The sequence below is a fragment of the Rhodococcus sp. 06-462-5 genome, assembly GCF_002258315.1.
GTDB lineage: Bacteria > Actinomycetota > Actinomycetes > Mycobacteriales > Mycobacteriaceae > Rhodococcoides.
Genome location: NZ_NOYD01000037.1, coordinates 57,052 through 82,719, shown reverse-complemented (window position 1 = coordinate 82,719; position 25,668 = coordinate 57,052). Strand labels below are relative to the sequence as shown.

The window sequence follows — 25,668 nt, the reverse complement described above, 5'->3', positions numbered from 1 at the left end:
AAGTTCCCGATGCGGGCCGTGCGGCCCGCATCGGGATGCCCTACTCCCCGACCGGTTGTGGCTCGGTCGTCGGCTTCGGGACGGAAATCAGCCGCGAGTACGCCAGACACACCAGCCCGAAGAACAGATAGCCCAGGGCCACTTGGGGATTGGCTGCCCATCCCACCTCGTGCGAGTGGATCAGACCGACCCACGACAGTGCCGCGGCCACCCCACTCGCTGTTGCGGCGGCGAGAAACCGTTTGTCGAGAACGAATGTGACGATGGTGCCCAACATGAGCCCTGCGAGTACCGCTCCCGACCCGAATGTCTTCAGCCCGTCGTAAACGACACCCGCCTGACCCAGTGCCTCGCTTCCCACTTCCGTCGCCGACGTGCCTGCCGCGCTGAGTGCGTTGTCGATCAGACCCACCGCCCACTCCGCGAGGTTCGGTAGCAGTGCCACGACCACCGCGATGGCGTGCAGCTTCGGCACCGACTGGAATGCCTGGGCACCGATCAGCAGGCCGATGTACAACAGAATCGGGACGATCGCGGGTATCGGAAGCAGCGTTGCCAGCAGTCCGAAGAGCCCGAGAAAACACATGAGTCCGATCGCGATGCCCGACGCGAGCGAGTACCCGGTTCGGCCGCCCGCGTCTTTCCAGCCCGGATGGCCGATGTAGACAGCAGGCGGGAACGGCGATCCGAAGGCAGATCCGACAACGGCCCCGAATCCATCGGCGAGCAGCACACTGCGGAGGTTGTAGTTGTCTCCGGCAGCGGACGCGCTTTCGACGTTGCTCATCGCCTCCGTGAAGTTGTAGACACCCAACGGGATTGCGGTGGCGAGCAGCGGTGCCAGATTGCCGAGACCGTCGAGAAGCAGGTCGAGGCGTAGGTCGGGAAGGCCCAGCGCGATATTGCCTGCGGCCTCGGTCACGTCCGGCACGGACATGTATCCGCCGATCCAGCCGATCGCAGTGCCCACCAGGAGCGCGGCGAGACCGACCGGAATGTTGCCGGGCAGCTTCACATCCGTGAAGAAGCCGATGAGAATGATTGCGAGAACGGGCAACCCGATCCAGGCTGCCTCCCACATCTGCGCGGCCGGGCGCATCGCGATGAACGTGATGGAGATGCCGGCCAACGTACCGAGCATCGCCGCGCGCGGGGTGATCCTGCGAATGTAGGGCCCGACGAACGCTCCGATCATGACGATGATGCCGATCATGAAGGCCCAGGCGAGCCCCGCCGCCCATGCCTGCACCGCGTCACCCGTCGCCAGGTAGACCGGGAGCATGACCACGAACACGACGATGAACATGTGCGGAACGCTCGGGCCGTACGGTAGCGCCGTCACATCGGTTCGGTTCTCGCGCTTGGCAAGTCGACGAGCGAGAACCATGTAGTACAGGTTCCCCAGGATCAGGGCGATCCCGAGGGCAGGCAGCAGAGTCCCGAGGACGTCGGTTCCCGGAATTCCGACCACCGCGATGCTCAATGTCGTCAGAGTGAGCACGTTGACGAGAATGTTGAAGCCGAGTCCGAAGAATGCGTTGGTGTCGCCCTTCGTCCACCACGGGAGGGTGAACGAGGGCGAGGAGCCCGCAGCGGGTGAGTCTTTCACGTCCATGGTCATGTTCGGTCCTATCGACTTGCCGAGGTGGGGACGAGTGCAACCAACGCGGCCACGACGTCCTGCGACGGCGCGGTCCAACCGAAAATGCCGCCCTGAGCCGAGATCATCTCGAGGCCCACACGCTGAAACTCCGGGAAGTACGAACCGACACAGTCCGTCACCACGAGGCACTCGTACCCTCGATCGTTGGCCTCCCGCACCGTGGTGTGCACGCACACCTCGGTCGTCACACCGGTGACGAGCAGGGTGGTGATTCCGGCGCTCGTGAGGATCTCGGAGAGCTCGGTGGCGTAGAACGCCCCTTTTCCGGGCTTGTCGATGACGGTCTCGCCCTCGAGCGGTGCCAGTTCGTCGACGATGTCGTGACCGTACTCACCACGAACGAGGATGCGGCCGAACGCGCCTGGATCGCCGATCCGCTGAGAGGGCGTGCCGCGGCGCAATTTCGCCGGCGGGCAGTCCGACAGGTCCGGTAGATGCCCCTCTCTGGTGTGGATCACGGGTATCCCCGCTTCCCTGGCCACGGCGATGAGACCTGCGAGCGGTTCGATCACGGATCGGAGCAGGCCGACATCGTTGCCGAGGCTCTCACCGAACCCCCCGGGGAGCAGAAAGTCCCTCTGCATGTCGATGACGAGCAGTGCCGTCGTCGCGGCATCGATGGTGAACTCCGTTGGTGACGCCGACGGTATCGACGTTTCCGGTGTGTGTGCTGAGGTCATGAGATCTCCTGTGCTGCAATGGAAGTGTCGTGAGCAGAACTGATCGCCCGGGAATATGCCCGCCAGCCACCGAACTCGCTGATGTCGTCGACGGTGTGCCGCTGCGCGCCGGTCTGCACAGTGGCGTCGCAGACGTAGCCGAGAACGTCGGAACCGTCGGCCAGCAGTACTCGTCCCAGAGCGAGTACCGCTGGCATTCTGCCCGCGAGTACCGCAAGAGAAGTGGCGGGCAGACGCCACCTCTCCACGTCGATTGCGCTGCCGCCGAGAGGAACTCGCAGCAGTCCGGGTGTCGGATCGGCGGTCCCGATCCGAAGCAGTGTGTACGTCGGCGCGGTGGACGTGGCCTCGACCAGGGCCCCGCCCAGCTCGAGCAGCTGCGGGTTGGCGCGCTCCCCCGACAGGTGATGCCCGGCAACGACGATGTCCACGGTCTCGATTGCCGAACCTTCGGCTTCTGGGGGCGGTGAGACGTCGCGCCGTTCTCCGAGCAACCGGGCCGCGACCGCGAGAATCGTATCGTCGGCCAGCGCAGGCCCGATCACCATGAGGCTGACCGGTCGACCGTCCTGGGTGAGCCCAACGGGAACCGCTACGGCCGTCAAATCGAGAAGGTTCCCGAAGTGGGTGTAGTGACCGAGCTTCGTATTGCACGCGATGGGGTCTGCGAGTACCTGCGGCACGGTGAAGGTGGTGCCGATGGTCGGCACGATCATCACATCCATCGACGTCCAGAGCTGCGCAACGCGAGCGCGAAGCTCTTGCAGCGACTGCAATGCGCGGAAGGCGTCGACAGCACTGTACTTCCGCCCTCCCAGAAAGATCTCCCGCACGACGGGAACGATGGAATCGGGCTTCTCGCTGAGGAATTCGTCGAACTCGACCAATCGCTCGGCGACCCACGGTCCCTGATACAGCAGCGAGCCGGCATCGAGGAAGGGCGTCAGATCGACTGCGGTGGTGCGCAATCCATTCTCGGGCAGCGCGCGGCGCGCAACCGCATGCGCGTCGAACATGGCAGCGTCGCCGAAGAAGTCCAGCTGCTGCAGGTCCGGTAGGCCCACGGTGACCTCGTGCCCGTCGTACTTTCCTCCGCGCGGACGTGACCAACCGTCCGCTGGGTCCTCGGCGCACATGACGTCGAAGACGAGGTCGAGGTCCTCGACGGTGGATGCCATCAGGGTGATGCAGTCCAGCGACTTGCAGGCGGGGACGAGGCCGACGGTGCTGATCAGTCCGCGCGACGGCTTGTATCCGACGATGCCGTTGAGTGCGGCAGGCACTCGACCCGATCCTGCGGTATCGGTGGCCACACAGAACGGCACCTGCCCGAGGGCGACGGCCAGCGCCGATCCGGAACTGGAGCCACCGGAGATCATGTCGTTGCCGTAGACGCTCCGCGGAACGGGATGCGGCGTACGAGTTCCGTTCAGCCCGGTCGCGAACTGGTCGAGGCTGGTCTTGCCGACGAAAATGGCACCGGCGTCGACCAACGCCTGTACTGCGGGGGCCGTCGAATTCGGCGTGTAGGCGTAGTCGGGACAGGCGAGGGTGGTCGGGTATCCGGCCACATCGATGCTGTCCTTGACTCCGAAGGGAATTCCGTACAGCGGTAGCGACAGTGCGTCGGGTCGCGCTTCGAGTGCCGCGGCGGCCGAGAGCAACTCCGCACTGCCGACGACGGTGATCCACGTTCCGTCGTCGCCGCGTGCAGCCACGGCGGTCGAGAACGCCTGCACCGTTGCAGTGGGAGTCGATGTGCCGGTTCTGTACGCCGCGAGCATCTCGGCGACGGTCGGGCCGAGTGCCGGTCCCAGGTCTGAATTCATACCGTCGATTGTCGACAGTTTTCTGTTACTGCAGGTTGTTGCCGTGTTTCGAGTCTGTTAGGAAATACTCTCGAGATGCAGGTAAGTCCGCTCGCCGTGCTGCTTCAACGCAGCGAGCGCCACCGACAGCTCGTTCGATTCGATGGCGTCGAGCAACCACTCGTGACGTCGGATCCCGTCGACCGGATTGGCGACTCGGGCTTCTTCTCTGAGGTTGCGAGCCATCGGTAGCTGCAGCTTCAGCAGGATCGGCGCATACGCCACATCGAGCTGGCGACTACCGGCCAACGCCACGATGGCCTCGTGGAAACGCCGGTGAGCGTCGTCCTTCTCCAGGGTGTCCCCCCGCGCATCGGCGTCTCGCATCTCGTCGAGCGCCGTTCTCACCGGCGCGAACGCACCGTCCGGAGACGACGTGAGCGGAAGCGCACGCTCGAGCGCATGCCGTTCGAGAACCTGACGGAGCTCGAAAAGTTCGAGAATGTCCTCTGCCGACCATACCGTCACTCGGAATCCGCGACGTGGCAGATGCTCGACCAGACCCTGCTGAGCCAACAGGCGCAACGCCTCACGTACCGGCGCTCGGCTGATCCCGAGGCGCGCGCACAGGGTTTCCTCGACCACGCGAGATCCGGGCTCGAGCGCACCGCTGAGCACCTCTGATCGGACCTGGCGAGTCGCCATTTCGACAAGGCTCGGCGGCAATGAACCATGTCCCGCCGGTGCAGCCATGACGCCAGTGTACGAACATGTTCGGCGAATGGTGCGCATCCGAAGCATCACCGAGTCGAATCCCGGGCGCTCGGGTATCCCGCCGGCGGTAGACTGTCCGGCATATGTGGATTGGATGGATAGAATTCGACTTCCTTCTCGGAGATGTTCACTCACTCAAAGAGAAGCGCTCCGTGATCCGGCCCGTGATCTCCGAAATGCAACGCAAGTTCGCGGTGTCGGCGGCGGAAACCGATCACCGCGAGTTGCACAGGCGAGCAGGTATAGGCGCGTCCGTCGTAGCAGGCGATCGCGACCACGTCACCGATGTCCTCGACCGAATCGAGCGCGTCGCGGCCTCGCGGCCCGAGCTGCAACTCGTCTCCGTTCGGCGGCGCACCATCCGGAGCGACGACATCTGAGACTCGCCCCGCCGGATCATCGACGTACGTCCAACACCTGCTTCTGAATTCCGTTGCCGTAGACCTCGTGTTCGACCAGTTCGAGATGCGTGGTGTCCTTGTCGGCCTCACTGAACAGCCTCTTTCCCGCGCCGAGCAGGAGTGGAAAGACGAGAAGGTGGTACCGATCGACGAGCCCGGCGTCGGCGAGACTTCGGCCCAGGGTGGCGCTACCGTGTATCGAGATCGGCCCACCCTCGGAGTTCCTGAGCTCGGCAACGTCGTCGATACTGCGCAGAACGGTTGCCGGCCAGCGTGAGTCGTCCTGCTCGAGCGTCGTCGACACCACGTACCTCGGCATGGCGTTGTACCCCGCGAAATCGTCCATGGTGGGCCAGATCGGTGCAAATGCCTCGTACGAGGTGCGGCCCAACAGCAGCGCAGTGGCTTCTTCCTGCTCACGTCCTTTGATCTCGTACGCTGCCGGATCGAATTCGATTCCCTGAAACGTCCACCCGGAGTTGCGATAGCCCACCTCACCGCCCGGCCCTTCCATCACACCGTCGAGCGAAACGAACGCGGTCACGATCACAGTGCGCATGGACGGTCCTTACCGGTGCTGGGATGCGGGTGCCGGAATCGTAAACCATCCGCCCGCCGAATCCGTCGATACGATCGATCGATGATTGCCAGCGACATGTCCCGCCCGGCGTGGGACGACGACCCGGTCGTGTCCGGCTGGCCGGGCCTGCCCACCCTCGCAAGCGACAGCACCGCCGACGTCTGTGTCGTCGGCCTGGGAGGCTCGGGTCTGGCCGCTGTCGCCGACCTCCTCGATCGTGGTCTCGATGTGATCGGAATCGACGCAGGGCGGGTCGCTGCCGGCGCCGCGGGTCGGAACGGCGGCTTCCTGCTCGGTGGTCCTGCGACCTTTCTGCACACAGCGCTCGCGACATGGGGTCCGTGCGCGGTGGATCTGTATCGAGCGACCCTGGCCGAGATCGACTCTCTGGAAGGGGTTCTCGGGTCCGACGTAGTTCGGCGCACCGGATCGATCAGGCTCGCGGGAGTCCCCGGTGCGCCGGTCGAACTCGCCGACTCGGAGGACTGCGATGCGCTGGCACAGTGCTTGCGCGAGAACGACGTTGCCGTCGAGCAGTATTGCGGCGAGTTGGGGAGCGGCATCTTCCTACCGGACGACGCCGTGATGAATCCGGCGCGTCGCGCGCTCGGGTTGGCGTCGATTCTCGCGGGCCGAGCGCGACTGTACGAGTACACGCCGGCTACCGCCATCGAGCCAGGAGCGGTCACGACACCGAATGGAGTGGTTCGGTGCGGCCTGATTCTCGTTGCCGTCGACGGTCGCCTCGAACAGCTACTCCCCCAGCTCGACGGCCGGGTGCGGACCGCACGTCTGCAGATGCTCGCCACCTCACCCGTCACGCCGGGTCGGCTGCCGTGCCCCGTGTACGGACGGTGGGGGTACGACTACGCGCAGCAGGACGCGTCGGGACGGCTGTACGTCGGGGGCGGTCGTGACCTGTTCGCCGAGGACGAGTGGACATCGTCCGGTGAACCGACCGCTCAGGTGCAGAACTACATCGAATCCGTCGCGACTTCGTTTGCAGGAGAACCTGTCTCGGTTGATGCGCGATGGGCCGCATCCGTCGGGTTCACCACCGATGGGCGGCCGCTGTGCACCTTCGTCGACGACACCGTGATCGCATTCGGCGGCTACAACGGGACAGGCAATCTGGTCGGACCGGTCGCCGCTCGTGCCGCCGTGGCGCTCGGGCTCGACGCAATTGCCGTGCCGCAGTATCTGAGCAGCTGACACATGGCAGTGTGGACCCATGGCCGACGAACCGGAACACACCGAGGATGGTCACTACATCGTCATCAAGGGTCGACGTTGGCGCGCAACGGATCCTGACATTCCGGAAGATCGCAATGCCGAATTGCGATCGATTCTGATGGCGTGGCGCAGGGAGGTCAAACGTACGTCCGGTGCACCGGAATCTCGTGCAGGTGTGCAGGCCACCAAGGTCGCCCTCGGCGAGCGAGGAACACCGTGGTGGGAGCAGTCGGACGACGAGCGACGGGCCCGATGGGAATCGGAAGTGGCGAGGCCGGCCGAGAACTGACCCTCGCCAGATTGTTGCCATAGTGGAAACTATCCAATACAGTTTCCACCATGGAAAGCATCGGTGAACCCACACCTGGCGAAGCGCGAGCGGCTCTCGACGACATCGATCGAGTTCAGCGCGCAGTACGAGACACTCCGTGGCCGGTGTGGCTGTATCCGGTCAACGGCGTGCTGCTCGCGATGTTCGCACTGACCGCCCTTCTCGACAGCTGGCTCGCGTTTCTGGGTGTCGCCGCGGTGATCATCGCGGTGAACGTCGTCACCGGATATCGGATGGGGACGCCATGGGCCTTACCCACCGATCGAGGCTTCCTCGTCTGTGTCGCGCTGTCGGGGTTCTGCGCCGCACTGGCTCAGGCTGTCGGCGATCCCAGCGGACCGGCCTGGCCGGTGGTGTTGCTCGCGGCCGCGGCAACGACAACCTATTCGATCGGCTCGATCCTGCACTACCGCAGTACGCGTCGATGAGCGATCTCGATCCGGTCATTCACCCAGCCCACCGGCTCCGAATCTGTGCCCTCCTGGCCGCTGCGACAACAGTGGAACTCGCGATCGTCAAGGAGCACAGCGGGTTGAGCGCATCGGCGTTGAGCAAACAGGTCGCTGCTCTGGTCGATGCGGGATACGTCGAGCAGCAGCGATCACGGACGGACTCGCGGAGACTGTGGTTGTCGTTGACCAAGGACGGTAGAACGGCGTATCGACGTCACGTGGCCGCGCTGCGCGCCATTCTGGCCGACACCGACGCCTCCATCTGATCTTCTGCGATGACTTTCCCGCCCGGTGCGTGTCTACCGTTTCGACGGATGCCGTCGACGTAGTTCAGCCCGCTCGTTCAGCGAAGAAGGAGACTTCGATCATGTCCATTCTCAACCCCTACCTTTCGTTCCGAGACAACGCTCGCGAGGCGATGGAGTTCTATCGTTCGGTCTTCGGTGGCGAGCTCACCGTCACCACTCTCGGCGAGGCCAACGCCAGCGAGGATCCCGCCGACCAGGACAAGATCATGCACGGCCAGCTGACCACCCCGAACGGCTTCACTCTGATGGGAGCCGACACGCCGTCGTCGATGGAGCACACCCCCGGCAACACCATGAGCGTCTCGCTCAGCGGCGACGAGGAGGACGAACTGACGGGCTACTGGAACGCGTTGGCCGTCGACGCGCAGTTCACCATGGGTCTCGACAAGGCCCCGTGGGGCGACACCTTCGGCATGTTGACCGACAGGTTCGGTGTGCAGTGGATGGTCAACATCGCCGGATCCCCCAGCGGGAGCTGAGTACGGCTTGCGCCGCTACCGGACGACGGTCTTCGGCGGGACCACCTGTCGGAGACCTTCGGGCCCCCAGCCTCGATCGAGTGCCACCAACAACAATGCGCAGCCGACACCGGACAGGACGAGCGCGGAACCGAACATCGCCGTGTATCCGAACAGGTCGCCCACCACTCCGGCCGCGATTCCGGCAGCTCCTTGCGCGAAGACGACCGCGCACGCCATCAGCGTGTAATCGCTTCCCGCGAAACGCTTCTCGGAGGCGTCCATCATCAACGCGAACACCGCCACGGTGGCCGCACCACCGAGCACGTGTTCGGTGATGTTGGCGGTCACCAGAAGCGGAAAGCCGCCGACACCTAGCGAAGCAACGACATACAGCCCGAGGCTCAGTGTTTGGCTCACTCCGCCCACCAGCAGCGCCCGGCGACGTCCGTGCCGAAACGACAACCAGGCACCGAGCGCAGCTCCCCCGAGCGCAGCCACGGACGACACGCCGCCTTCGACCAGTGCAATCTGTGGCAGGGAGAGTCCACTGTCCGACAGGAACGGCCCCACCAGTGCCGAGCCCATCGAGTTCCCGAACTTGAAGCCGATGATGAGCAAAATGAATGCAACCATTCCGGGCCTGCGAAGCCGCGACCACCACGCACCGGCAAGCCGCCCCGGCGTCGGGCGCTCGGCTCGAGGATCGGAGTCCACGTCGGCCGCGTCGAGTTGTCTGCGCATCCACCACACGGGGACCGTCGTCAGCACGATCAGCAGTGCCATCGCAACGAACAGCACCCGCCATCCCGCAAAGGTGAACAGCCACAAGAGCAGTCCGCCACCGCACACCATCCCGATCCGGTAGGCACCGACCTGAAGACCGTTGCCCAACCCGCGCTGCGCCGCGGTGAGGGTACGCACCGCGATGCCGTCGGTTGCGATGTCCTGCGTCGCAGAGAGTGCATTCATGACGAAGACGCCGACGAACAGCCAGCGCAATGTCGAGGACAGATCGAGGAACGACAACGCCAGTGCCACCGCCGCGGCCGAACACTGCAGCGACAGCAGCCACCGCCGCCTGGATCCGTACCGATCTACGTACGGTGCCCAGAGAAACTTGAGTGCCCATGGCAGGAACAGCACACCGGTCGCGCTGATCTTCACCAAGGAGAACCCCGATTCTCGGAGTACCACCGGCAGGGCCTGGGTGAAGAATCCGAACGGCAGTCCCTGCGCGAAATAGAGTGCACCCAGGAGAGTGAGGGTCCCGGCCGTGAACGACGCCGGGCGCACCGCGTTGGTCATGACGGTCATCGTGTCAGAGCGACGCCGACTCCGCTGAATGCGTAACCGGCTGACGAACGATGGTGCGCAGCTTCGCGGGTTCGACCCGTCGCGCGTCGCTCAGGTAGATCTCGTGATGTTTGCCCGTCATCGTCAATCCAGAACTGGGGATGTATCGGTGATGGAGCTCGTCGAGTACCGGCGTTTCGTCGTCGTAGGACCCGATATGCAGCGTCTGCACGCACAGTCCCTCGTCGAGGGTCGCCAATCGAACTTTGCTCGACGCAACCGAGTTTCTCTTCGCGTCGGCGGACGCCTTCGCCACCTCGAACATCGGGCGGTCGATCCAGTCGGGCACCATGATCATGGCCGTCCAGTTCCACTTGTTCTTGTCCCTCTCGGTGGTGAACGAGGCCATGTTCTCGGCCCACCACAACGCCTCGAGCGGCATGACGACGTAGTCGCGGTCGAGGTCGTTCCTGCTGGCGAACTTCAAGGCGTAGGCCACGGGGTAGAGCGCCCCGATTGCTTCGGTGTACTCCGGAGCGGTATTCGGATCGCCGTGTCCGTCGATCATCAGATAGGTAAGCGGCGGAACGACGAGCGTACGAAAGGTGTTGTGCCGCGCCGAATATGCGTCGAGCGTCTTCTTGAAATCGACCTTCATCGCTCGTCTCCCTCGATCGAGCTCTCGATTGCACTCGTCCAGTGCGATCGGCCCCATAGATTCGACTGATACCCACCGTCAGCGATCACGACTTCCCTGATCGCTCGGTGCGTCCGAGACTGTGATCCGACCGTGATGCACCTCACTCTATTCCTGGAGATGGCAGATGACACACCTTGGATCCAGACTCGAGTCCACCGAAAGGCAGGCCGGCCGCAGCCACGGGCTGTTGCTCGTATCGATGAGCTGCCTACCCGTTCTCGGGGCTGTTCTGCTCGCGCCGCTGCAACCGCAGATGCTCGAGCACTTCTCCGAGACCACAGGCGTGAATGCGCTCGTGCCACTCACGATCACCGCTCCAGCGCTGATGATCGGTCTTCTCGCGTTCTCGGCGGGACGAATCGCGGACAGCCTCGGTCGCATACGGCTACTCACCGTTGCCCTCATTCTGTATTCCGTGTGCGGCACAGCACCGCTTCTGCTCGATTCTCTGCCGCTCATCGTCCTCTCCCGTCTCGGGGTGGGAATTGCGGAAGCCGGGATCATGACGTGCTGCACCACCCTGATCGCCGACTACTTCACGGGGAAACAGCGGGCTCGATACTTCGGGCTGCAGATTGCGTTCACCTCGTTGTCGGCAGTCGTCTTCATCGCACTCGGTGGGGCGTTGGCGCAGGACACGTGGCGGACCCCCTTCTGGCTCTACTCGGTGGGCGTCGTCTTCGCCGTCATCGTGCCGTTCGCGCTGTGGCAACCGAACGCAGACACGGAGTCCGGCACGGTGCACGGCCTCGCATGGCGTCCCCTTGCCTTGCCACTGACCGTCACCTTGTTCGGCGGGGCCGTCTTCTACACACCGATCGTCCAGATACCGCTCAAACTCGACGACGTCGGTATCGACAACCCGGGGACGATCGGTGCGATCAGCGCCATCGTCGCGGTAGCGACCGCGGCGTCTGCCTTCGTGTTCGGACGGATCTCCGAACGTGGCCCGAAAGTATTGCTGCCCATAGCCTTCGGGGTCGCCGGTGTGGGACTGGTGGTCGTGGGGCTTGCCCCGAGTGCAGCGGTGGTTGCCGCCGGAGGAATCGTTGCCTCGGCCGGATCGGGAATGCTGCTGCCGACCCTGCTGATGTGGGTGATCGGTGAGCTCGAGTTCGCGCAACGCGCACGCGGTACAGGAGCATTCACCGCATCGATCTTTCTGGGGCAGTTCCTCAGCCCGCTCGTGGTTCTCGCCTGTGCGCTCGCATTGGGCGGATTGACCGCAGCCCTCGCAGCTTTGGGAGTTATGGCAGTGCTCACCGCGCTCCTCCTCCGTAGTTCGCAGAGCATACGGAAACTGTCACTGCAACCGTGACATCCGCTGCGCCCCATATACCGAACCCGCTGCTTCACGTAGTCGAGCGGAGATAGGCTTGCGCCATGCGGGAAGTGCACAGTGTCGCCAATCTGGATCTCAACCTTCTCGTCTCACTCGATGCTCTGCTTCAGCATCGCAGCGTGACGAAGGCTGCGAATCAACTGGGCTTGAGTCAGCCTGCGCTGTCGGCCGCACTCGGCCGGCTGCGCAGGCATTTCGACGACAACCTGCTCTACCGCGTGGGCAACGAATACCACCTGAGTCCCTTGGCTGCCGAGCTACGGCAACGTGTGCGCCTCGCCCTCGACGGGGTTGAACGCGTCTTCTCCGCACAGCCTGATTTCGACCCGGCGGAGAGTACTCGCGAATTCAGTATTCTGGTGAGCGACTACGGAATCGGAGTTCTGGGTGACACACTGGCAGGTCTGTTCGCCGAGGCCGCACCCCGAGCGCGTTTACGATTCGGCCCCACCAGTCCGGACCTGGTTGCCCGCGCCGAGCATTCCTTGCTCGGATCCGACCTCATGCTGGTTCCCCACGGATTCGTCACCGATCTCCCCCACCAGGATCTGTACCGGGACCGCTGGGTGATGGTGCTCTCGTCCGACAACGACGACGTGGGCGAATCGATGACGACGGACGATCTGAGAACATCGCCCTGGGTCGTGGTCTATCACGGTCAAACCGCATCGACGCCTGCTGCGCGCCAGTTGCGCATGCTCGGGATCGAGCCGACCGTGCAGGTGATCACCGAAAGCTTCCTCACAGTGCCCCAACTCGTCGTCGGCAGCAAGCGAATTGCGCTGCTGCAGGAGCGCTTGGTTCACTTGCTGCCGTTGAACGTCGGGCTCCGGACCGTCGCCTGCCCCGTCGACGTCGGGGAACTGGTGGAGGCCATGTGGTGGCATCCGGTCTACGAGCGGGATCCCGAACACCTGTTTCTCCGCGATCTGGTCACTCGAGCAGCCTCGATGGCCACCGACGAGCCCGACGTCCCCTGGCCTACTTGACGGCTATCGGATTGACCGGTGCCCCCACCGCACCCGTCACCGGAATCGGTGCGGCGGTGAGGAAGAACTCGTACCTGCCGTCCCCCGCACTATGCTCCGCCAGGGCATCGAGGTCCCACATCTCGCCGAGGAACAAGCCGATGTTGGGAATCGCCACCTGGTGCAGCGGCTGGAACGCCACGTCGAACTCGTTCGGCCGAACCTCGAATCCCCAGGTATCGGTCGCGATTCCGGCAATCTCGCTGTCGTGCAACCAGTCTGCTGTGGTGATCGACAGACCCGGTGCCGGACCGCCCGCGTACTCACCCCAACCGCAGCGGCGCGCGCGGGTGAGCTGCCCGGTGCGGACCAACACAAGATCTCCACGCCGGACCGTCGACGATGGTCCCTGTGCTTCGATGGTGGCCTCCAGATGCGCTGTGGTGATCGCGAATCCGTCGGGTAGTTCCCCGCTTTCACCGCAGTGCCGGCCCACATCGAGCAGGACTCCGCGTCCGACGATGCCGTTGGCGACGGTTTCGATTCCGGTCACTGCATCGCCGAGCGAGGTGACGACCTTGTCGGCATCGCGTCCGTTCCATGCCTTGCCGTGATCGAAGATGTGCCCCAGCCCGTCCCATTGCGTCGAGCACTGCAGGGGCATCGACACCACGTCGTCCGCTCCCCCCAGTCCGTGCGGGAAGCCCTGAATTCCGCTGACGGCGTCGGTACCGGTGTCGAGCATCGTGTGGACCGGATTGGTTCGCCGCCGCCAGCCGCGCTGAGGGCCGTCCATGTCGAAGCTCTGGGACAGCGAGAACGACACGCCGGAGCGGACGAGACTCGCTGCATCGCTGCGTATTTCGTCGGTGAGGAAGTTCATGGTTCCCCGGACGTCGCTCTCACCCCATCTGCCCCAGTTCGAGTTTCGTGCAGCCGCGATGGCGATCTCACCTTCGGGATCGGTTCGATCGAGCGAAACATCGCTCATGTCGCTTCCTTTCGATTGTCGACGCGGAGCGCATCCGCGATGGATTTGACGCCGCCGTGCGAACTCGCGCCGCCGTCGACGGGGATTTCCGCACCCGTGACGAACGACGATTCGTCGCCGAGAAGGAACACAGCGACTCGCGCAACTTCCTCTGGTTCGCCTGCTCGACCCAACGGAGTCTCCGCGATCGAGGCCTCGCGAAAGAACCCGGGAGCCGAGCGGGTCATCGCGGTATCGATGAATCCCGGATGCACGATGTTCACTCGCACACCTCGTGATCCCCATTCGAGGGCAGCAGCCTTGGTCAATCCGCGCACTGCCCATTTGGCGGCCGTGTAGGCCACCGGGTAGTGCGCGGTCAGTGCCGCAAGCGATCCCACGTTCACGATCGAACTGCCCGAGGGCATTCGTGCACCGACGGCCTGGACAGCCAGCAGGGTACCGATCACGTTCACCGAATAGATCCTCGCCATGTCGTCGGACCGCACGTGCGCGAGTCGGGATCGCCACGTGATGCCCGCGCAGTTCACCAGCCCGTGTACGGGGCCGTCGATCGAGTCCATCAGCGCGACCCAATCCTGCTCGCTCGTCACATCGAATCCGCTCGCCTGGTCCACCCCGACGACCGTCGCGCCGTGGTCCTGCGCGCACGCGGCCACGGCCCGTCCGATGCCTCCGTCGGCACCGGTGACCACGACCACCCGACCCGTCAGATCAGACATGACTCGTCCGTGCTCGATTCTGCTCACGATCGGGGCGCCTCGCCGGCGGCACGCGCGGCGTCGATCGCGGTCGGCCGACGGTGTTGGTGATCGATCCGATTCCGTCGACCGTCATCGTCACCACGTCCCCGAAGGCCAGAGGCTCGGGGCTCCGTCCCCTGCGACCCCACAGTTCGGCCAGACACCCACCGTTGCCGACGGTTCCACTGCCCAGCACGTCCCCCGGATGGACCCAGGAATCGCGGGAAGCGTAGGCCAGCATGGACTCGAAGGTCCACCCCATGTTCGCAAGCGAATCACGTCCGATTTCCTCACCGTTGACCTTCACCGAGCAGCCGACCTCGAAGGATCCGTCCTCGGTGCGATACGCGTCGAACTCGTCGGCCGTGACGATCCAGGGACCGAGCGTGTTGGCGAAATCCTTGCCCTTCGCAGGCCCCAGACTCACCTGCATCTCGCGCCGTTGAATGTCGCGAGCCGACCAGTCGTTGAGGATGGTGTATCCGAAAATGTGCCCACCGGCATCGTCCACGGACACGCTGGATCCCGATTTGCCCACCACCGCAGCGACTTCCAACTCGAAGTCGAGATCGACACATGCTTCGGGGGGACGAACGGTATCGCCGGTCCCGTGCACCGTGTACGGGTTGGTGAAGTAGAACCGAGGTGCCTCGTACCACGCGTCGACCACACCGGCCTGACCGTCGACGCTGCGGCGTACTCCCTCGACGTGTTCCTCGAACGTCACGAAGTCTCGAATGGTGGACGGCTGCAACGGTGCAAGGAGGCGAACGTTCGCTACCGGCACTCCGTGTGCTTCGACCGCCCGCGCTCCTGCCTCGAGCGCCGCGGGCAGGCCGCCCGCGAGCAACTCGGCCATGGTGCGGTCCAACGAGTGGACCATTCCGTCGGCGACGACGCCGGCCGTCGCCTCGCCGCCGTGAACGTAACTTGCGAGCATCATGCCGGCGGCGCCACGAAGAGGCCCTTGTCCGGATCGTTGAAGGATCTGGTGGCAACGAATTCGTTCATCGCATTCGCGGTGCCCCACTGGTCGGACACCTCCGGCAGCGAGAAGTCGAGCAGATGGGGATGCCACGTGTCCTCGTCGAGAGTCTCGAGTTCGGTGGTGTACTCCATGGTGTTTCCGTTGGGATCGAGAAAGTAGGAGAAAGTGTTGTTTCCGGCCTGGTGACGGCCGGGGCCCCAGATCTTCTCCACCCCCGCCCTCAGCATCCGGCCGGTGCCGCGCATGTATTCGTCGAGCCCACGCAGCTCGAAGGACGCGTGGTGCAGTGAGACGTGCGGTCCGCGCGCGACGGCCATGCTGTGGTGCTGCGCGTTGGTGCGCAGGAACCACATCATGTTGCCCATCCGTGGATGCATCAGGGTGTCGGAAAGCTTGAAGCCGAACCACTTGTCGTAGAACTCCACGGTCTTCTCGGGGTCGGGCGAGTTCAGGACCACGTGCGAGAGTTTGACCGGAATGGATTCGCCCTCTTCGACTTTGCGATGACGGCGCACCGCGACGTCGGAGCTCACCTCGATCGTCCTACCGTCGATGTCGAAGAATCGGAACCCGTATCCGCCGCCCATGGTCTGCAGGAGGTTCGGCTCGTTCACCAACTGCACTCCTCCCACCGCGAGACGCTCTGCCAAGTCGTCCACCGCTGCGGCGTCCGACATCCCGTAGGACACCAGGTCGAGTCGCTTGTCGGAATCCTTGCGGATCCGCACCACGTACTGCTCGGGCGAACCTTCGGCTGCGAGATACGTGATGTCGCCGTCGGTTCCGACCGCGGTCAGCCCCCACTGACGAGTGTAGAAATCGAGCTGCTTGTCGAAGTCCGGTACGGCGAGATCGACATGACGGAGGTGCGTGAAAGCGTAGTCGTTCATGAGTTCACTCCTGTTGATGCGGGCGACAATCCGAGGCGATCGGCGTTGCCGCTGAGAATGGATCGGGTGACGTCGGTCGAGAGCTCGGCCGCGTGTAGCTCGGCGACCGGGTTTTCGTTGCCCATGTCGAACGGGTAGTCCGAGCCGAGAACCACGGACTGTGGTCCCACGGCATCGATCAGCGCACGCAACGCACCGGGTCCGTGGACGAGGCTGTCGAACGCGATGCGCCCGAGATAGTCGCTCGGTGGGAGCGCACAGCGCCGTGCCTCGGGTCGAACCCGCCACGCATGGTCGGATCTGCCCAGGTACGTGGGGAGGTATCCGCCGCCGTGCGCGGCAACGACTCTCAGGCCCGGGTGGCGATCGAGTACACCGGAGAAGATCAGATGAGACAGGGCGACCGCGTTCTCCACCGGCTGCCCCACGGTGTTGGACAGGTAGAACTTGTCCAGGCGCTCGTCCAGCGAACATCCGAACGGGTGCAGAAAAACCACTGCACCCAGGTGCGCGGCTCGGCTCCAGAACGGCTCGAGACGTTCGTCCGACAGCTCCACACCCGGTGCGAACGAGGATATTTCCACACCGGCGAGCCCACAGGTGAGCACAGCATCGTCGAGCGCATCGACGGCTGCGTCCGGGTGTTGCAGTGCGATCAGTCCCAGACCGGTCAATCGGCTGGGCTCCTCCGCGACGAGCGCGGCGATTCCGCGATTCGCACTCGCCGTCATCACTTCGGCCAGTTCACGATCGGCCCAGTAGTGATACTGCGAGGGCGAGGGAGACACCACCTGAACGTCGATTCCTGCGGCATCCATGTCCGCGAGCCGTCGATCGATCGAAGTGAGCTGCGGAATCCTCGATGCCACCATCCGGCCCGAAACCTGCTGCGACTCGGCACCGTTGCGCAGCGCATCGAGTGCGCGGTGCGCGGCCAGGCCGGGGTGACCCGCTACCACGGCCTCGACCTCGGGAACGATGGCATGTGCGTGGACGTCGATGATCGGATGCATCAGGGCACCTCGGTGACGAGTGCGGACACACGCGCCATCACGGCGGGTACGTCGGCGCGGGGATCGCACTCGAGCATCCAGGTACAGATCTGCCGTGAGGCCTCCACCACCTGTTTCGCACGGGGTAGCCGGCGCGCGACGAAGGCATCGAGAACCGCGTCGTCGACGGTGCCTGCGGCGAGCACCATCTCGGCGAGCACCAACGCGTCCTCGAGCGCTTGCGCCCCGCCCTGAGCGACGGTGGGTGGGCAGCAATGTGCCGCATCGCCGATCAGCACGACGCGTCCTCGATGCCACCGTCCTTCGAGGACGTGACTCTCGAACCAGGTGTAGTTGATCTTCGTGGAATCTCGCAGTTGCTCCCTGATCTCGTCCCAGGGCCCGTGATACTGCGCGGCCAGGTTCTGCATCACCGCGAGGCGTTCCTCTGCCGTCGAATGCGTGTGGTCCTGCGCGGCCTCGACGACGTAGGCGTACAGCGAGTCCTCACCGGTCGGGCAGTAGCCGGCAATGAAAGCTGCTCCGCCGTAATAGAGCTCGGTGCGCATGACGCTTGACGGACGTGGTCCGACCAGACGCCAGATACCCATTCCGGTGCGCTCGGTCTCGAGTTCGATCCCGAGTGTTCGGCGCGTCCACGACCGCACCCCGTCCGCGCCGATCACCAGGTCGTAGTGGCTCTCGGTGCCGTCCGAGAACGTGACCGAAGTACCGGTTCGGCTGTGCGCCAATCCATCCGCGACAGTGTCGAATCGAATCTTCGCTCCCGCGCGTTCGGCAGCCTCGTGCAGTATTCCGGCGAGGACGGGTCGTTCCATACCCATTCCGGCCGGAAGATCCGGCCCACCGGTGCGGGCGTCGTCCATCTCGACGATGACAGTGCCGTCGGCGTCGGGGGCGCGGATCCCGATGGTGTCGAATCCGTAGCCGCAGGCCCGAACGTCGTCCCAGACGCCGAGCTCTCGCAGTGCGCGCAACGCGTTGCCCTGCAGCGTGATCCCGGATCCGCTCGCGCTCGACCGTGGCGCGGCCTCGACGACGTCCACGGACGCTCCGCCGCGAGCCAGTGCGATGCTCACTGCCGACCCTGCAATTCCGGCTCCGATGACCAACACCGACGTCATGATGCGCTTCCCACGACCGGTGTCTGCTGGTAGCCGAGACCGGTGATGGTGGAGGTCATCACGTCGCCGTCGCGCAGCAATCGACCCCAGTGCATTCCGTTGCCGGCCGGACTGCCCGTCAGAACGAGGTCGCCGGGAAGCAGTCGTACCGTCTGTGAGACGGCAGCGACAAGCGCGGCCACGTCGAAGAGCATGTCCTCGGTGGATTCGTCCTGCATTGTCGTGCCGTCGAGTTCGAGGGTCAGCCGCATCTGCGCGACGTCGCCCGCGTCGTCCTTCGGCACGATCCACGGACCGAGTGGCAGAAAGCCCGGTGCGTTCTTCGCCCGCAGCCAGTCGGTGCCGATTTCGGGCATATCGCGCCGGAACACCAACTCACGTGTGGTCAGGTCGTTTGCAATCGTGTAGCCGGCGATCACGTCGAGAGCCTCGGACGGATCAAGACGGTAGCCCGAACGTCCCACGACGGCAACGAGTTCGAGCTCCCAGTCGTTCTTGGACGTGCCTGGAGGCAGGACGACCTCGTCGTACGGGCCGGTGATCGCCGAGGGCAACCCGACGAAGAAATACGGATCGCCCTCCGCCGCACGCTTGTCCATCATGGCCGCGGTCTCGGCGCGAACCTCGTCCTCGGTCCTGCCGTCGGCTGTGTCGGCATGTTTGACCGCGAGATCGATGACGTGAGTGCGGTAGTTGGCTCCGGCCTGCAGAATCTGGCGGGGTTCGACCGGCGCGTGCACCGTGGCATCGGAGGCGTCGGTCCATTGTCCGTCTGCATCGTCGAACGAACGCAGGACCGGCAGTACCCGATCCCAGACGTCGAGCAGATCGCGGGTCGTGACGGGTGCCGAGAGGCCGAGCCGATCGGCCACCGAGTCGAGATCGAGCAGCCGACCGTTGTTCAGTAGAACGGCGTGCGGCTTGCCGCCGGTTGCAGCGGTACCGACCGCGAAGGTGGGGAGAGAGATCGTTGAAATGTCCACGAAGGCCGACTTTCGTTGTGGCGTGTATGTGACTACCACCACTGTCGAGCACTACGGGACATCAGTCAAAGAGATATACCTGATACCCGAAATCGACGAGACTGATACTGCCCAGTCTCGTCGATTCGGTTCGAACGACCCGTCACACCTCGACGTCGACCTTGTCCGGCTCGCCCCGGCGCATCGCCAGGTACTCGGAGAGTTCACGCTTGACCACGGGCAACAGCAGGTACAGGCCCGTGATGTTGACCAACGCCAGCAGGAACAGGGTGGCGTCGGCGAAGTCGAGCACCGAGCCGAGCGACAGCACGGTTCCGATGACGGTGAACACGCAGAACATGATGTTGAAGAAGCTGCGCGACAGGCGGCTGCGGCCGAACAGTGACGTCCACGCCTGCAGGCCGTAGTAGGCCCAGGTGATGGCGGTGGACAGCGCGAACAGCGCGACAGCAACCGTCAGTATGTACGGGAACCACGGCAGCACGGTCTCGAAAGCGTCGGAGGTGAGGGTGACACCTCCGGCGGGAAGCTCGCCCGTCTCGGCGACGATCGCCCGTTGGTCCTGCCAGGTGACGGTATTGGCGATCACGATGGTCAGTGCCGTCGCGGTACAGATGACGACCGTGTCGATGAAGGGTTCGAGCATGGCCACGAAGCCCTCGGTGACCGGATGCCTGGTCTTGACTGCCGAGTGCGCGATGGCCGCCGAACCCAGTCCGGCCTCGTTCGAGAACGCGGCGCGCTGGAATCCGATGATCATGACGCCGAGTACACCGCCGGCCACACCTTCGGGCGAGAACGCACCCTCGAAGATCGCGGTGAACGCCGTGGGAACCGAACGGAAGTTGACGGCGATGACGACGCCGCACGCGACGATGTAGATCAACGCCATGGTCGGCACGAGCTTGGCGGTGACCGCCGAGATCGACTTCATGCCGCCGATGATGACCAGTCCGATGATCAGTGCGATGACGATACCGAAGACGGCCTTGGCTCCGTCCGAGCCGAGGAATCCGTCGTCACCGCCGGTGACCGAACGGACCTGCGCGTAGGTCTGATTGGCCTGGAACATGTTGCCGCCGCTGATGGCGAAGAACGTGATGACGATGGCGTAGAAGACGGCCATGACCTTGCCGACCTTGGCGAGTCCCCGCTCCGCGAGGCCCTTGGTCAGGTATTTCATCGGCCCACCGGAGACGGTGCCGTCGTCGTTGATGTCTCGGTACTTCACACCGAGCGTGCACTCGACGAACTTCGATGCCATACCCAGCAAGCCGGCGAGGATCATCCACAGCGTCGCGCCGGGGCCACCGAGCGTCACTGCGACGGCGACACCGGCGATGTTGCCGAGCCCGACGGTTCCGGACACCGCGGCGGTGAGGGCTCTGAAGTGGCTGACTTCTCCTGGCGCGTCTGCCTCGTCCTCCTTGCCGCTGACCAGAATCAACGCTCTCTTGATTCCGCGGACCTGGATGAACTTGAACGCCACCGTGAAGACGACGGCTCCGACGATGAGCCACAGGACGATCAATGGAACAGCGGCCCCACCGATATTCACGGTGAAGAAGACGACGTTCGACACGGCAGCGGAGATCGGATCGAAGGCATTGTTGATCGCCGTCTCGATGGAGCTGATCGTGCCTCCGTCCGCGGCCAATAGATCGGTTGCGAGGGGGTGAGAGCTCATGGCTTCGAGTGAACAGCACAGGGACGGCCGAAGACGTGATTTACCGAATTTCGGGCAACAATTTACTTGATCTTGACGAGGAGCCCGCGGACTCACATCGCAGATCTGGCCGGTATCCGTCTCAGAAGCACCGTTGCAGCATCCAGTACGACATGACGGTCGTAGGTGAGGCGGTAGTCATACATCGGGGTGCCGTCCTCGGCCGCTCCTCGCTCGACCGCGATGAGCGCCACGCTCGACATCGGAGCCACGATCACGATCGAACGTTCCAGTGCCAACGGTTCGTCCGCGCCCACGACCACGGTCCGGAAGCCGGCAGCGGGCGGCGCGGCATGCGAGTCGAAGACGGCCATCAGCGCGGTACGTGCAGCAAGGTCTTCGAAGATCGCCTCGCGGGCAGGCGTCAGGCCGGTGGACGCGCTCACCGTCGCCAGTACGACGGTCGAGGAACCGGTGCCGTACGCACTGTGCAGCAGACTGTTCTCGATGGCGTCGAGCAATGTCGAATCCGCGTGCCTGCGGGCACCGAGAGCATGGGTGAGCCCGTACGGCGTGACCGCCACGGGAGCACGAACGGTCACCGTTCCATTCAGATCGAGCGAACGGACCGGCCCGAGCACCTCACCGAAATCCGGGAGAGCCTCCGGTGCGCCGTAGAGGTAACCCTGCCCCAGAACGGCACCCATGGCGCGCGCACAATTCTCGTGGAACTCGGTTTCGATTCCCTCGGCCAGAACCAGGGCACCGGTGCGTTCGGCCTCGGCCGCAACGGCGGCAACGATGGCGGCGGTCTCGTTGCTCGAACGCCCCTGCACGAGTGCCATGTCCAGCTTGATCACGTCGGGACGCAGCAGTGGTATCAGCGCGAGGCTGGAAGAATCTGCCCCCACATCGTCGATGGCGACTCGCCACCCCAGGTTTCGAGCGTGTTCGGCCGCCCTCAGCAGACCGGCCGGATCACCCATCAGGTCTCGCTCGGTGATCTCCACGATGATGGACAGCCGCGACGCATCCGCGAGAATCGGTAGGCAGTCCCGAGGAGGCGGCGCATCGAGGGCGATGGGTTCGGCATTGACGAACAGTGCGAGCTGGTCGGGATAGCCGGACTCGAAGGCACCGCGCAACGCGCTGAGTCGGCACCGCCAATCGAAATCGGCAGTGACGCCCTGTGCCCGTGCCACGCCCAACAGTTCCGGCGGCGGAACAGGCGCGCCGTCTCCGCAGGTCCGTACCAACGCTTCGTACCCCACGACGGCGCGTCCGTCCAGCGTGACGATCGGCTGGTAGACCGACGTGATATCGATCGACATCGGCGAAATGTCGGCACTCGTCGAATGTCGATGCATGGGTGGACCCTCCCTCGATACTGATCGATCGGTCCCCACCCGGGGCATCATCATGCCCGACCGCACCGAGATGTCGACACCCGACTGCGGTCTGCGCGTCTGTCCGTTGGCTAAGGTGCTCGGAGGACTCGACGAACGGCGGTGACCGATGGTGGGAGCGGACTCACGTCCTCGTGCCCCTCACGACCACCTCTTCGCGGGTCGATACCGACTGGGAACAGTATTGGGGCGCGGCGGTATGGCCGACGTCGTGCAGGCCGACGACCACGTTCTCGGCCGATCCGTCGCGGTGAAGATATTCCGCCACGGTGAGCCACCGGACACTGCTCAGCGCATCGATGCAGAAATTCGGACTCTCGCGTCGCTGTCGCACCCGGGTCTGGTGACGCTGTACGACGCAGGCACTGCACACGATGCCGGCGGAGTGCCGGTGCCGTACCTGGTGATGGAGCTGGTCGACGGTCCGACGCTGAGTGCGTATCGCCAGGGCCGAACGATGGACGGTGCCCACGTCGCTCGGATCGGTTGCGAGCTGGCGGAGGCTCTCGCCTACATTCACGATCAGGGTGTGGTGCATCGCGACATCAAACCGGCCAACATCCTCGTTGCGCAGTCTCCGGACGTGGGCGTGGGACAGTGCGCCAAACTTGCCGATTTCGGCATCGCTCGTCTCGTCGACGCCGAACGACTCACCGAGCACGGCACCACAGTCGGTACTGCGCACTACCTCAGCCCGGAGCAGGCGACGGGTACGTCTGCAGGCCCACCGACGGACATCTACACCTTGGGGCTCGTTCTCATTGAATGCCTCACCGGCACAATGGTATTCGAGGGAAGCGCCGTGGCAGCAGCGGTGGCGCGCCTGCACCGAGATCCCGCCGTCCCCGAGGGGCTCGGATCGGACTGGCACGCGTTGTTGACGGAGATGACATCCAGACGACCGGAGGATCGACCGGCCGCAGCTGCGGTCGCCCACCGGTTGCGTGGGCTGTCGCGAAGCACGACATCTCTTCCGCGCACTGCCGTGATTCCCGTCGAACCCACGAATACGGTTGCGTCTCCGGCAGTTCCACCGTCGACCGAAGCGGGAGCTCTGCGCCGACGATGGCTGATCCCGGCGGCAGCGGCTCTGTTCGTGTCGCTGGGAGCGGCGATCGTCTGGGTCGCAGTCGGCACGGGTGAGGAGCCGGAGCCCATGGCGCCGCCGACACCTACTCCGACACTCGTGGAGTCGACCACAGCGGCACCTACGACTCCTGCGCCTGACCCTGCACCTGCGAGTTCGATTCCGGTGTTCTCGGACCCGCCCGAGCCTGCCCCCGTCAGCACGACGAATCCGGTTCCGATCGAGCCCGTTGCGCCGGCCCCGCTACCGCCGGGGAACGGCAATTCGGGGAACGGAAACGGAAACTCGGGCAACTCGGGAAACGGCAACGGAAATGGGAACAGCAACGGAAACAGTGGCAACGGCAACGGCAACGGCAATTCCGGCCGAGGGAACTGACTCCACGGCCGTAGGTAGACAGGAGTGACGATGACACACGTCGATACCCTCGTGGTGGGAGCAGGTATTTCCGGCTTGGTCGTTGCGACACTTCTGCATCGCGCCGGCCAGCGCGTCGTCGTTCTCGAGGCCAGAGATCGCGTGGGCGGTCGCGTCCGGACGATGCGCACCGACGAAGGCACCCTCGACGTCGGAGCGTCCTGGATTCACGGAACAGACGGCAACCCCCTCGCCGATGCCGTACACGCTTTCGGAATGCGGACCGTCGAATTCACTGTCGGTAGCTACCAGCCGGACGGCAGGCCCATTGCCTACTACTCCCCCACCGGGACCAGGTTGAGCGAGGCGGCCGCCGCCCAGTTCGGTGCCGACGTTCACCACTTCGACGAACTGTTCGCGACGACCATCGCGAAGTCGTCCCCCGGAACGTCGTTCGGTGCCGCGATGGAAGCAACTCTGACGCAACTGGATTGGAACGACGATCGACTCGAACGAGTCCGCGAGTTTCTCGGACATCGCGCCGAGGAACAGTTGGGGGTGGGAAAAGATCTCCTCGACGCGCACGGTTTGGACGACGACGCCATCGAGGGGGACGAAGTCGTGTTCCCGGATGGTTACGACGAATTGGCCGTTCGCCTGGCCGAGGGGCTCGATGTTCGACTCGAACGCGTTGTGACGCAGGTCCGGTGGGATCAAGACGGAGTTCTGGTCGATACCGGGTCCGGGACGTTCTCGGCCGAGCGCGCTGTGGTGACGGTGCCGATCGGCGTACTGAAGTCTCCGGCGTTCACGGTGGAACCTCCTCTACCGGAACCCGTTTCGGGTGCCCTGGAACGATTGGAGATGAATGCCTTCGAGAAGGTGTTCATCCGGTTCCCCACCAAGTTCTGGGACGAGAACGTCTACGTCGTACGACAGCAGGGCGAAGCCGGGCGCTGGTGGCACTCCTGGTACGACGTCACCATGCCGCCGGGGCGTCCGACGCTTCTGACGTTCGCAGCGGGCGCGTGCGCGCAGCAGATCCGGCACTGGTCCGACGACCGCATCGCGGACTCGGTTCTCGAGGCACTGCGTGGCCTGTACGGCGACCGTGTCGCTACACCGGACAGCGTGTATGTCACTCGCTGGCAGGACGATCCGTTCTCCTACGGCTCGTACTCGTACATGACGGTGGGTTCACGTACGCGCGATCACGACGACCTGGCCACTCCGATCGGCGATGTTCTTCATCTCGCCGGTGAAGCGACCTGGACCGATGATCCGGCAACGGTCACCGCGGCGTTGAAGTCGGGACACCGTGCAGCAGAACGGATTCTGGGGCGTCCGGTTCCCTTCCGAGACATCTGGGGTGCTACCGAAGACTGACAGAGTTCTCCGAACTCCACCCGTGCGTCTATGTTCGGTG

Annotated in this window: 26 protein-coding genes; 10 read left to right on the top strand and 16 right to left on the bottom strand. The window is 64.4% G+C overall.

The features are described from left to right. Nucleotides 1–40 precede the first annotated feature (40 nt). The 4 genes from CH251_RS17135 to CH251_RS17120 are packed head-to-tail and all read right to left on the bottom strand — an operon-like array spanning nt 41 to nt 4,904. Complete coding sequence (locus tag CH251_RS17135; protein ID WP_094614215.1) at nt 41–1,621, bottom strand: regulator; 1,581 nt, start codon at nt 1,619–1,621, stop codon at nt 41–43. A gap of 8 nt (nt 1,622–1,629) precedes the next feature. Further along, nucleotides 1,630–2,343 (bottom strand): cysteine hydrolase family protein, encoded by a 714-nt coding sequence (locus CH251_RS17130; protein ID WP_094614214.1) that lies wholly within the window; start codon nt 2,341–2,343, stop codon nt 1,630–1,632. Beyond that, a complete protein-coding gene (atzF, locus tag CH251_RS17125; RefSeq protein WP_094614213.1) occupies nt 2,340–4,172 on the bottom strand; it encodes an allophanate hydrolase in 1,833 nt (610 codons plus the stop codon). The genes CH251_RS17130 and atzF overlap by 4 nt, the downstream gene beginning before the upstream one ends. A gap of 57 nt (nt 4,173–4,229) precedes the next feature. Further along, complete coding sequence (locus tag CH251_RS17120) at nt 4,230–4,904, bottom strand: GntR family transcriptional regulator (protein WP_094614239.1); 675 nt, start codon at nt 4,902–4,904, stop codon at nt 4,230–4,232. Nucleotides 4,905–5,008: 104 nt separating this feature from the next. On the opposite strand from CH251_RS17120, the gene CH251_RS17115 reads away from it, so the two are divergent. After that, nucleotides 5,009–5,305, top strand: a complete 297-nt coding sequence (locus CH251_RS17115; protein ID WP_032398151.1) for a DUF503 domain-containing protein — start codon at nt 5,009–5,011, stop codon at nt 5,303–5,305. Nucleotides 5,306–5,321: 16 nt separating this feature from the next. On the opposite strand, the gene CH251_RS17110 is transcribed toward CH251_RS17115, so the two are convergent. After that, a complete protein-coding gene (locus CH251_RS17110) occupies nt 5,322–5,885 on the bottom strand; it encodes a dihydrofolate reductase family protein (RefSeq protein WP_094614212.1) in 564 nt (187 codons plus the stop codon). An 81-nt stretch (nt 5,886–5,966) separates the two neighbouring features. On the opposite strand from CH251_RS17110, the gene CH251_RS17105 reads away from it, so the two are divergent. The 5 genes from CH251_RS17105 (at nt 5,967) to CH251_RS17085 (ending at nt 8,709) form a co-directional block, all read left to right on the top strand. Next, a complete protein-coding gene (locus tag CH251_RS17105; protein WP_094614211.1) occupies nt 5,967–7,118 on the top strand; it encodes an FAD-binding oxidoreductase in 1,152 nt (383 codons plus the stop codon). Between the two features lie 19 nt (nt 7,119–7,137). After that, a complete protein-coding gene (locus CH251_RS17100; protein WP_094614210.1) occupies nt 7,138–7,428 on the top strand; it encodes a hypothetical protein in 291 nt (96 codons plus the stop codon). A gap of 50 nt (nt 7,429–7,478) precedes the next feature. Further along, the gene (locus CH251_RS17095; RefSeq protein WP_094614209.1) at nt 7,479–7,898 is read left to right on the top strand and encodes a hypothetical protein; all 420 of its coding nucleotides are present in this window, start codon (nt 7,479–7,481) and stop codon (nt 7,896–7,898) included. Further along, nucleotides 7,895–8,188 carry a transcriptional regulator gene (locus tag CH251_RS17090; protein WP_094614208.1) on the top strand — a complete coding sequence of 98 codons (294 nt, stop codon included), beginning with the start codon at nt 7,895–7,897 and terminating at the stop codon, nt 8,186–8,188. Before CH251_RS17095 ends, CH251_RS17090 begins: the two co-directional genes overlap by 4 nt. A 98-nt stretch (nt 8,189–8,286) precedes the next feature. Next, on the top strand, nt 8,287–8,709 hold the full coding sequence (locus CH251_RS17085) for a VOC family protein (RefSeq protein ID WP_094614238.1): 423 nt from the start codon (nt 8,287–8,289) through the stop codon (nt 8,707–8,709). A gap of 15 nt (nt 8,710–8,724) precedes the next feature. On the opposite strand, the gene CH251_RS17080 is transcribed toward CH251_RS17085, so the two are convergent. Further along, on the bottom strand, nt 8,725–9,996 hold the full coding sequence (locus tag CH251_RS17080; RefSeq protein WP_094614237.1) for an MFS transporter: 1,272 nt from the start codon (nt 9,994–9,996) through the stop codon (nt 8,725–8,727). Nucleotides 9,997–10,009: 13 nt separating this feature from the next. Then, nucleotides 10,010–10,642, bottom strand: a complete 633-nt coding sequence (locus CH251_RS17075) for a GyrI-like domain-containing protein (protein ID WP_094614236.1) — start codon at nt 10,640–10,642, stop codon at nt 10,010–10,012. A gap of 166 nt (nt 10,643–10,808) precedes the next feature. Between CH251_RS17075 and CH251_RS17070 the strand changes: the two genes are divergently transcribed. Beyond that, a complete protein-coding gene (locus tag CH251_RS17070) occupies nt 10,809–12,002 on the top strand; it encodes an MFS transporter (protein WP_094614207.1) in 1,194 nt (397 codons plus the stop codon). Nucleotides 12,003–12,067: 65 nt separating this feature from the next. Continuing rightward, entirely contained in the window at nt 12,068–13,015 is a 948-nt protein-coding gene (locus CH251_RS17065; protein WP_094614206.1) for a LysR family transcriptional regulator, read from the top strand. On the opposite strand, the gene CH251_RS17060 is transcribed toward CH251_RS17065, so the two are convergent. From CH251_RS17060 to CH251_RS17020, 9 genes are all read right to left on the bottom strand, one after another. Further along, the gene (locus tag CH251_RS17060; RefSeq protein ID WP_094614205.1) at nt 13,008–13,985 is read right to left on the bottom strand and encodes a cyclase family protein; all 978 of its coding nucleotides are present in this window, start codon (nt 13,983–13,985) and stop codon (nt 13,008–13,010) included. The genes CH251_RS17065 and CH251_RS17060 overlap by 8 nt on opposite strands. Next, entirely contained in the window at nt 13,982–14,707 is a 726-nt protein-coding gene (locus CH251_RS17055; RefSeq protein ID WP_094614204.1) for an SDR family NAD(P)-dependent oxidoreductase, read from the bottom strand. The genes CH251_RS17060 and CH251_RS17055 overlap by 4 nt, the downstream gene beginning before the upstream one ends. After that, on the bottom strand, nt 14,700–15,671 hold the full coding sequence (locus CH251_RS17050) for a fumarylacetoacetate hydrolase family protein (RefSeq protein ID WP_094614203.1): 972 nt from the start codon (nt 15,669–15,671) through the stop codon (nt 14,700–14,702). Before CH251_RS17050 ends, CH251_RS17055 begins: the two co-directional genes overlap by 8 nt. Next, nucleotides 15,668–16,606 (bottom strand): VOC family protein, encoded by a 939-nt coding sequence (locus CH251_RS17045; RefSeq protein WP_094614202.1) that lies wholly within the window; start codon nt 16,604–16,606, stop codon nt 15,668–15,670. The genes CH251_RS17050 and CH251_RS17045 overlap by 4 nt, the downstream gene beginning before the upstream one ends. Further along, complete coding sequence (locus CH251_RS17040) at nt 16,603–17,619, bottom strand: amidohydrolase family protein (RefSeq protein ID WP_094614201.1); 1,017 nt, start codon at nt 17,617–17,619, stop codon at nt 16,603–16,605. Before CH251_RS17040 ends, CH251_RS17045 begins: the two co-directional genes overlap by 4 nt. Beyond that, on the bottom strand, nt 17,619–18,743 hold the full coding sequence (locus CH251_RS17035) for an FAD-dependent monooxygenase (RefSeq protein ID WP_094614200.1): 1,125 nt from the start codon (nt 18,741–18,743) through the stop codon (nt 17,619–17,621). Before CH251_RS17035 ends, CH251_RS17040 begins: the two co-directional genes overlap by 1 nt. Next, nucleotides 18,740–19,726: a fumarylacetoacetate hydrolase family protein gene (locus CH251_RS17030; RefSeq protein ID WP_218828312.1), complete on the bottom strand. Its 987-nt coding sequence runs from the start codon at nt 19,724–19,726 to the stop codon at nt 18,740–18,742. The genes CH251_RS17035 and CH251_RS17030 overlap by 4 nt, the downstream gene beginning before the upstream one ends. Before the next feature lie 142 nt (nt 19,727–19,868). Beyond that, nucleotides 19,869–21,413: a sodium:alanine symporter family protein gene (locus CH251_RS17025; RefSeq protein WP_094614199.1), complete on the bottom strand. Its 1,545-nt coding sequence runs from the start codon at nt 21,411–21,413 to the stop codon at nt 19,869–19,871. A 92-nt stretch (nt 21,414–21,505) separates the two neighbouring features. Continuing rightward, nucleotides 21,506–22,723, bottom strand: coding sequence for an EAL domain-containing protein (locus CH251_RS17020; RefSeq protein WP_256979135.1), 1,218 nt, complete (start codon nt 22,721–22,723; stop codon nt 21,506–21,508). A gap of 184 nt (nt 22,724–22,907) precedes the next feature. Between CH251_RS17020 and CH251_RS28155 the strand changes: the two genes are divergently transcribed. Together CH251_RS28155 and CH251_RS17010 are read left to right on the top strand one after the other, a co-directional pair. Next, nucleotides 22,908–24,263 carry a serine/threonine-protein kinase gene (locus CH251_RS28155; protein ID WP_094614197.1) on the top strand — a complete coding sequence of 452 codons (1,356 nt, stop codon included), beginning with the start codon at nt 22,908–22,910 and terminating at the stop codon, nt 24,261–24,263. A gap of 30 nt (nt 24,264–24,293) precedes the next feature. Next, nucleotides 24,294–25,628, top strand: a complete 1,335-nt coding sequence (locus CH251_RS17010; protein WP_094614234.1) for an NAD(P)/FAD-dependent oxidoreductase — start codon at nt 24,294–24,296, stop codon at nt 25,626–25,628. The last annotated feature ends 40 nt before the right edge of the window (nt 25,629–25,668 follow it).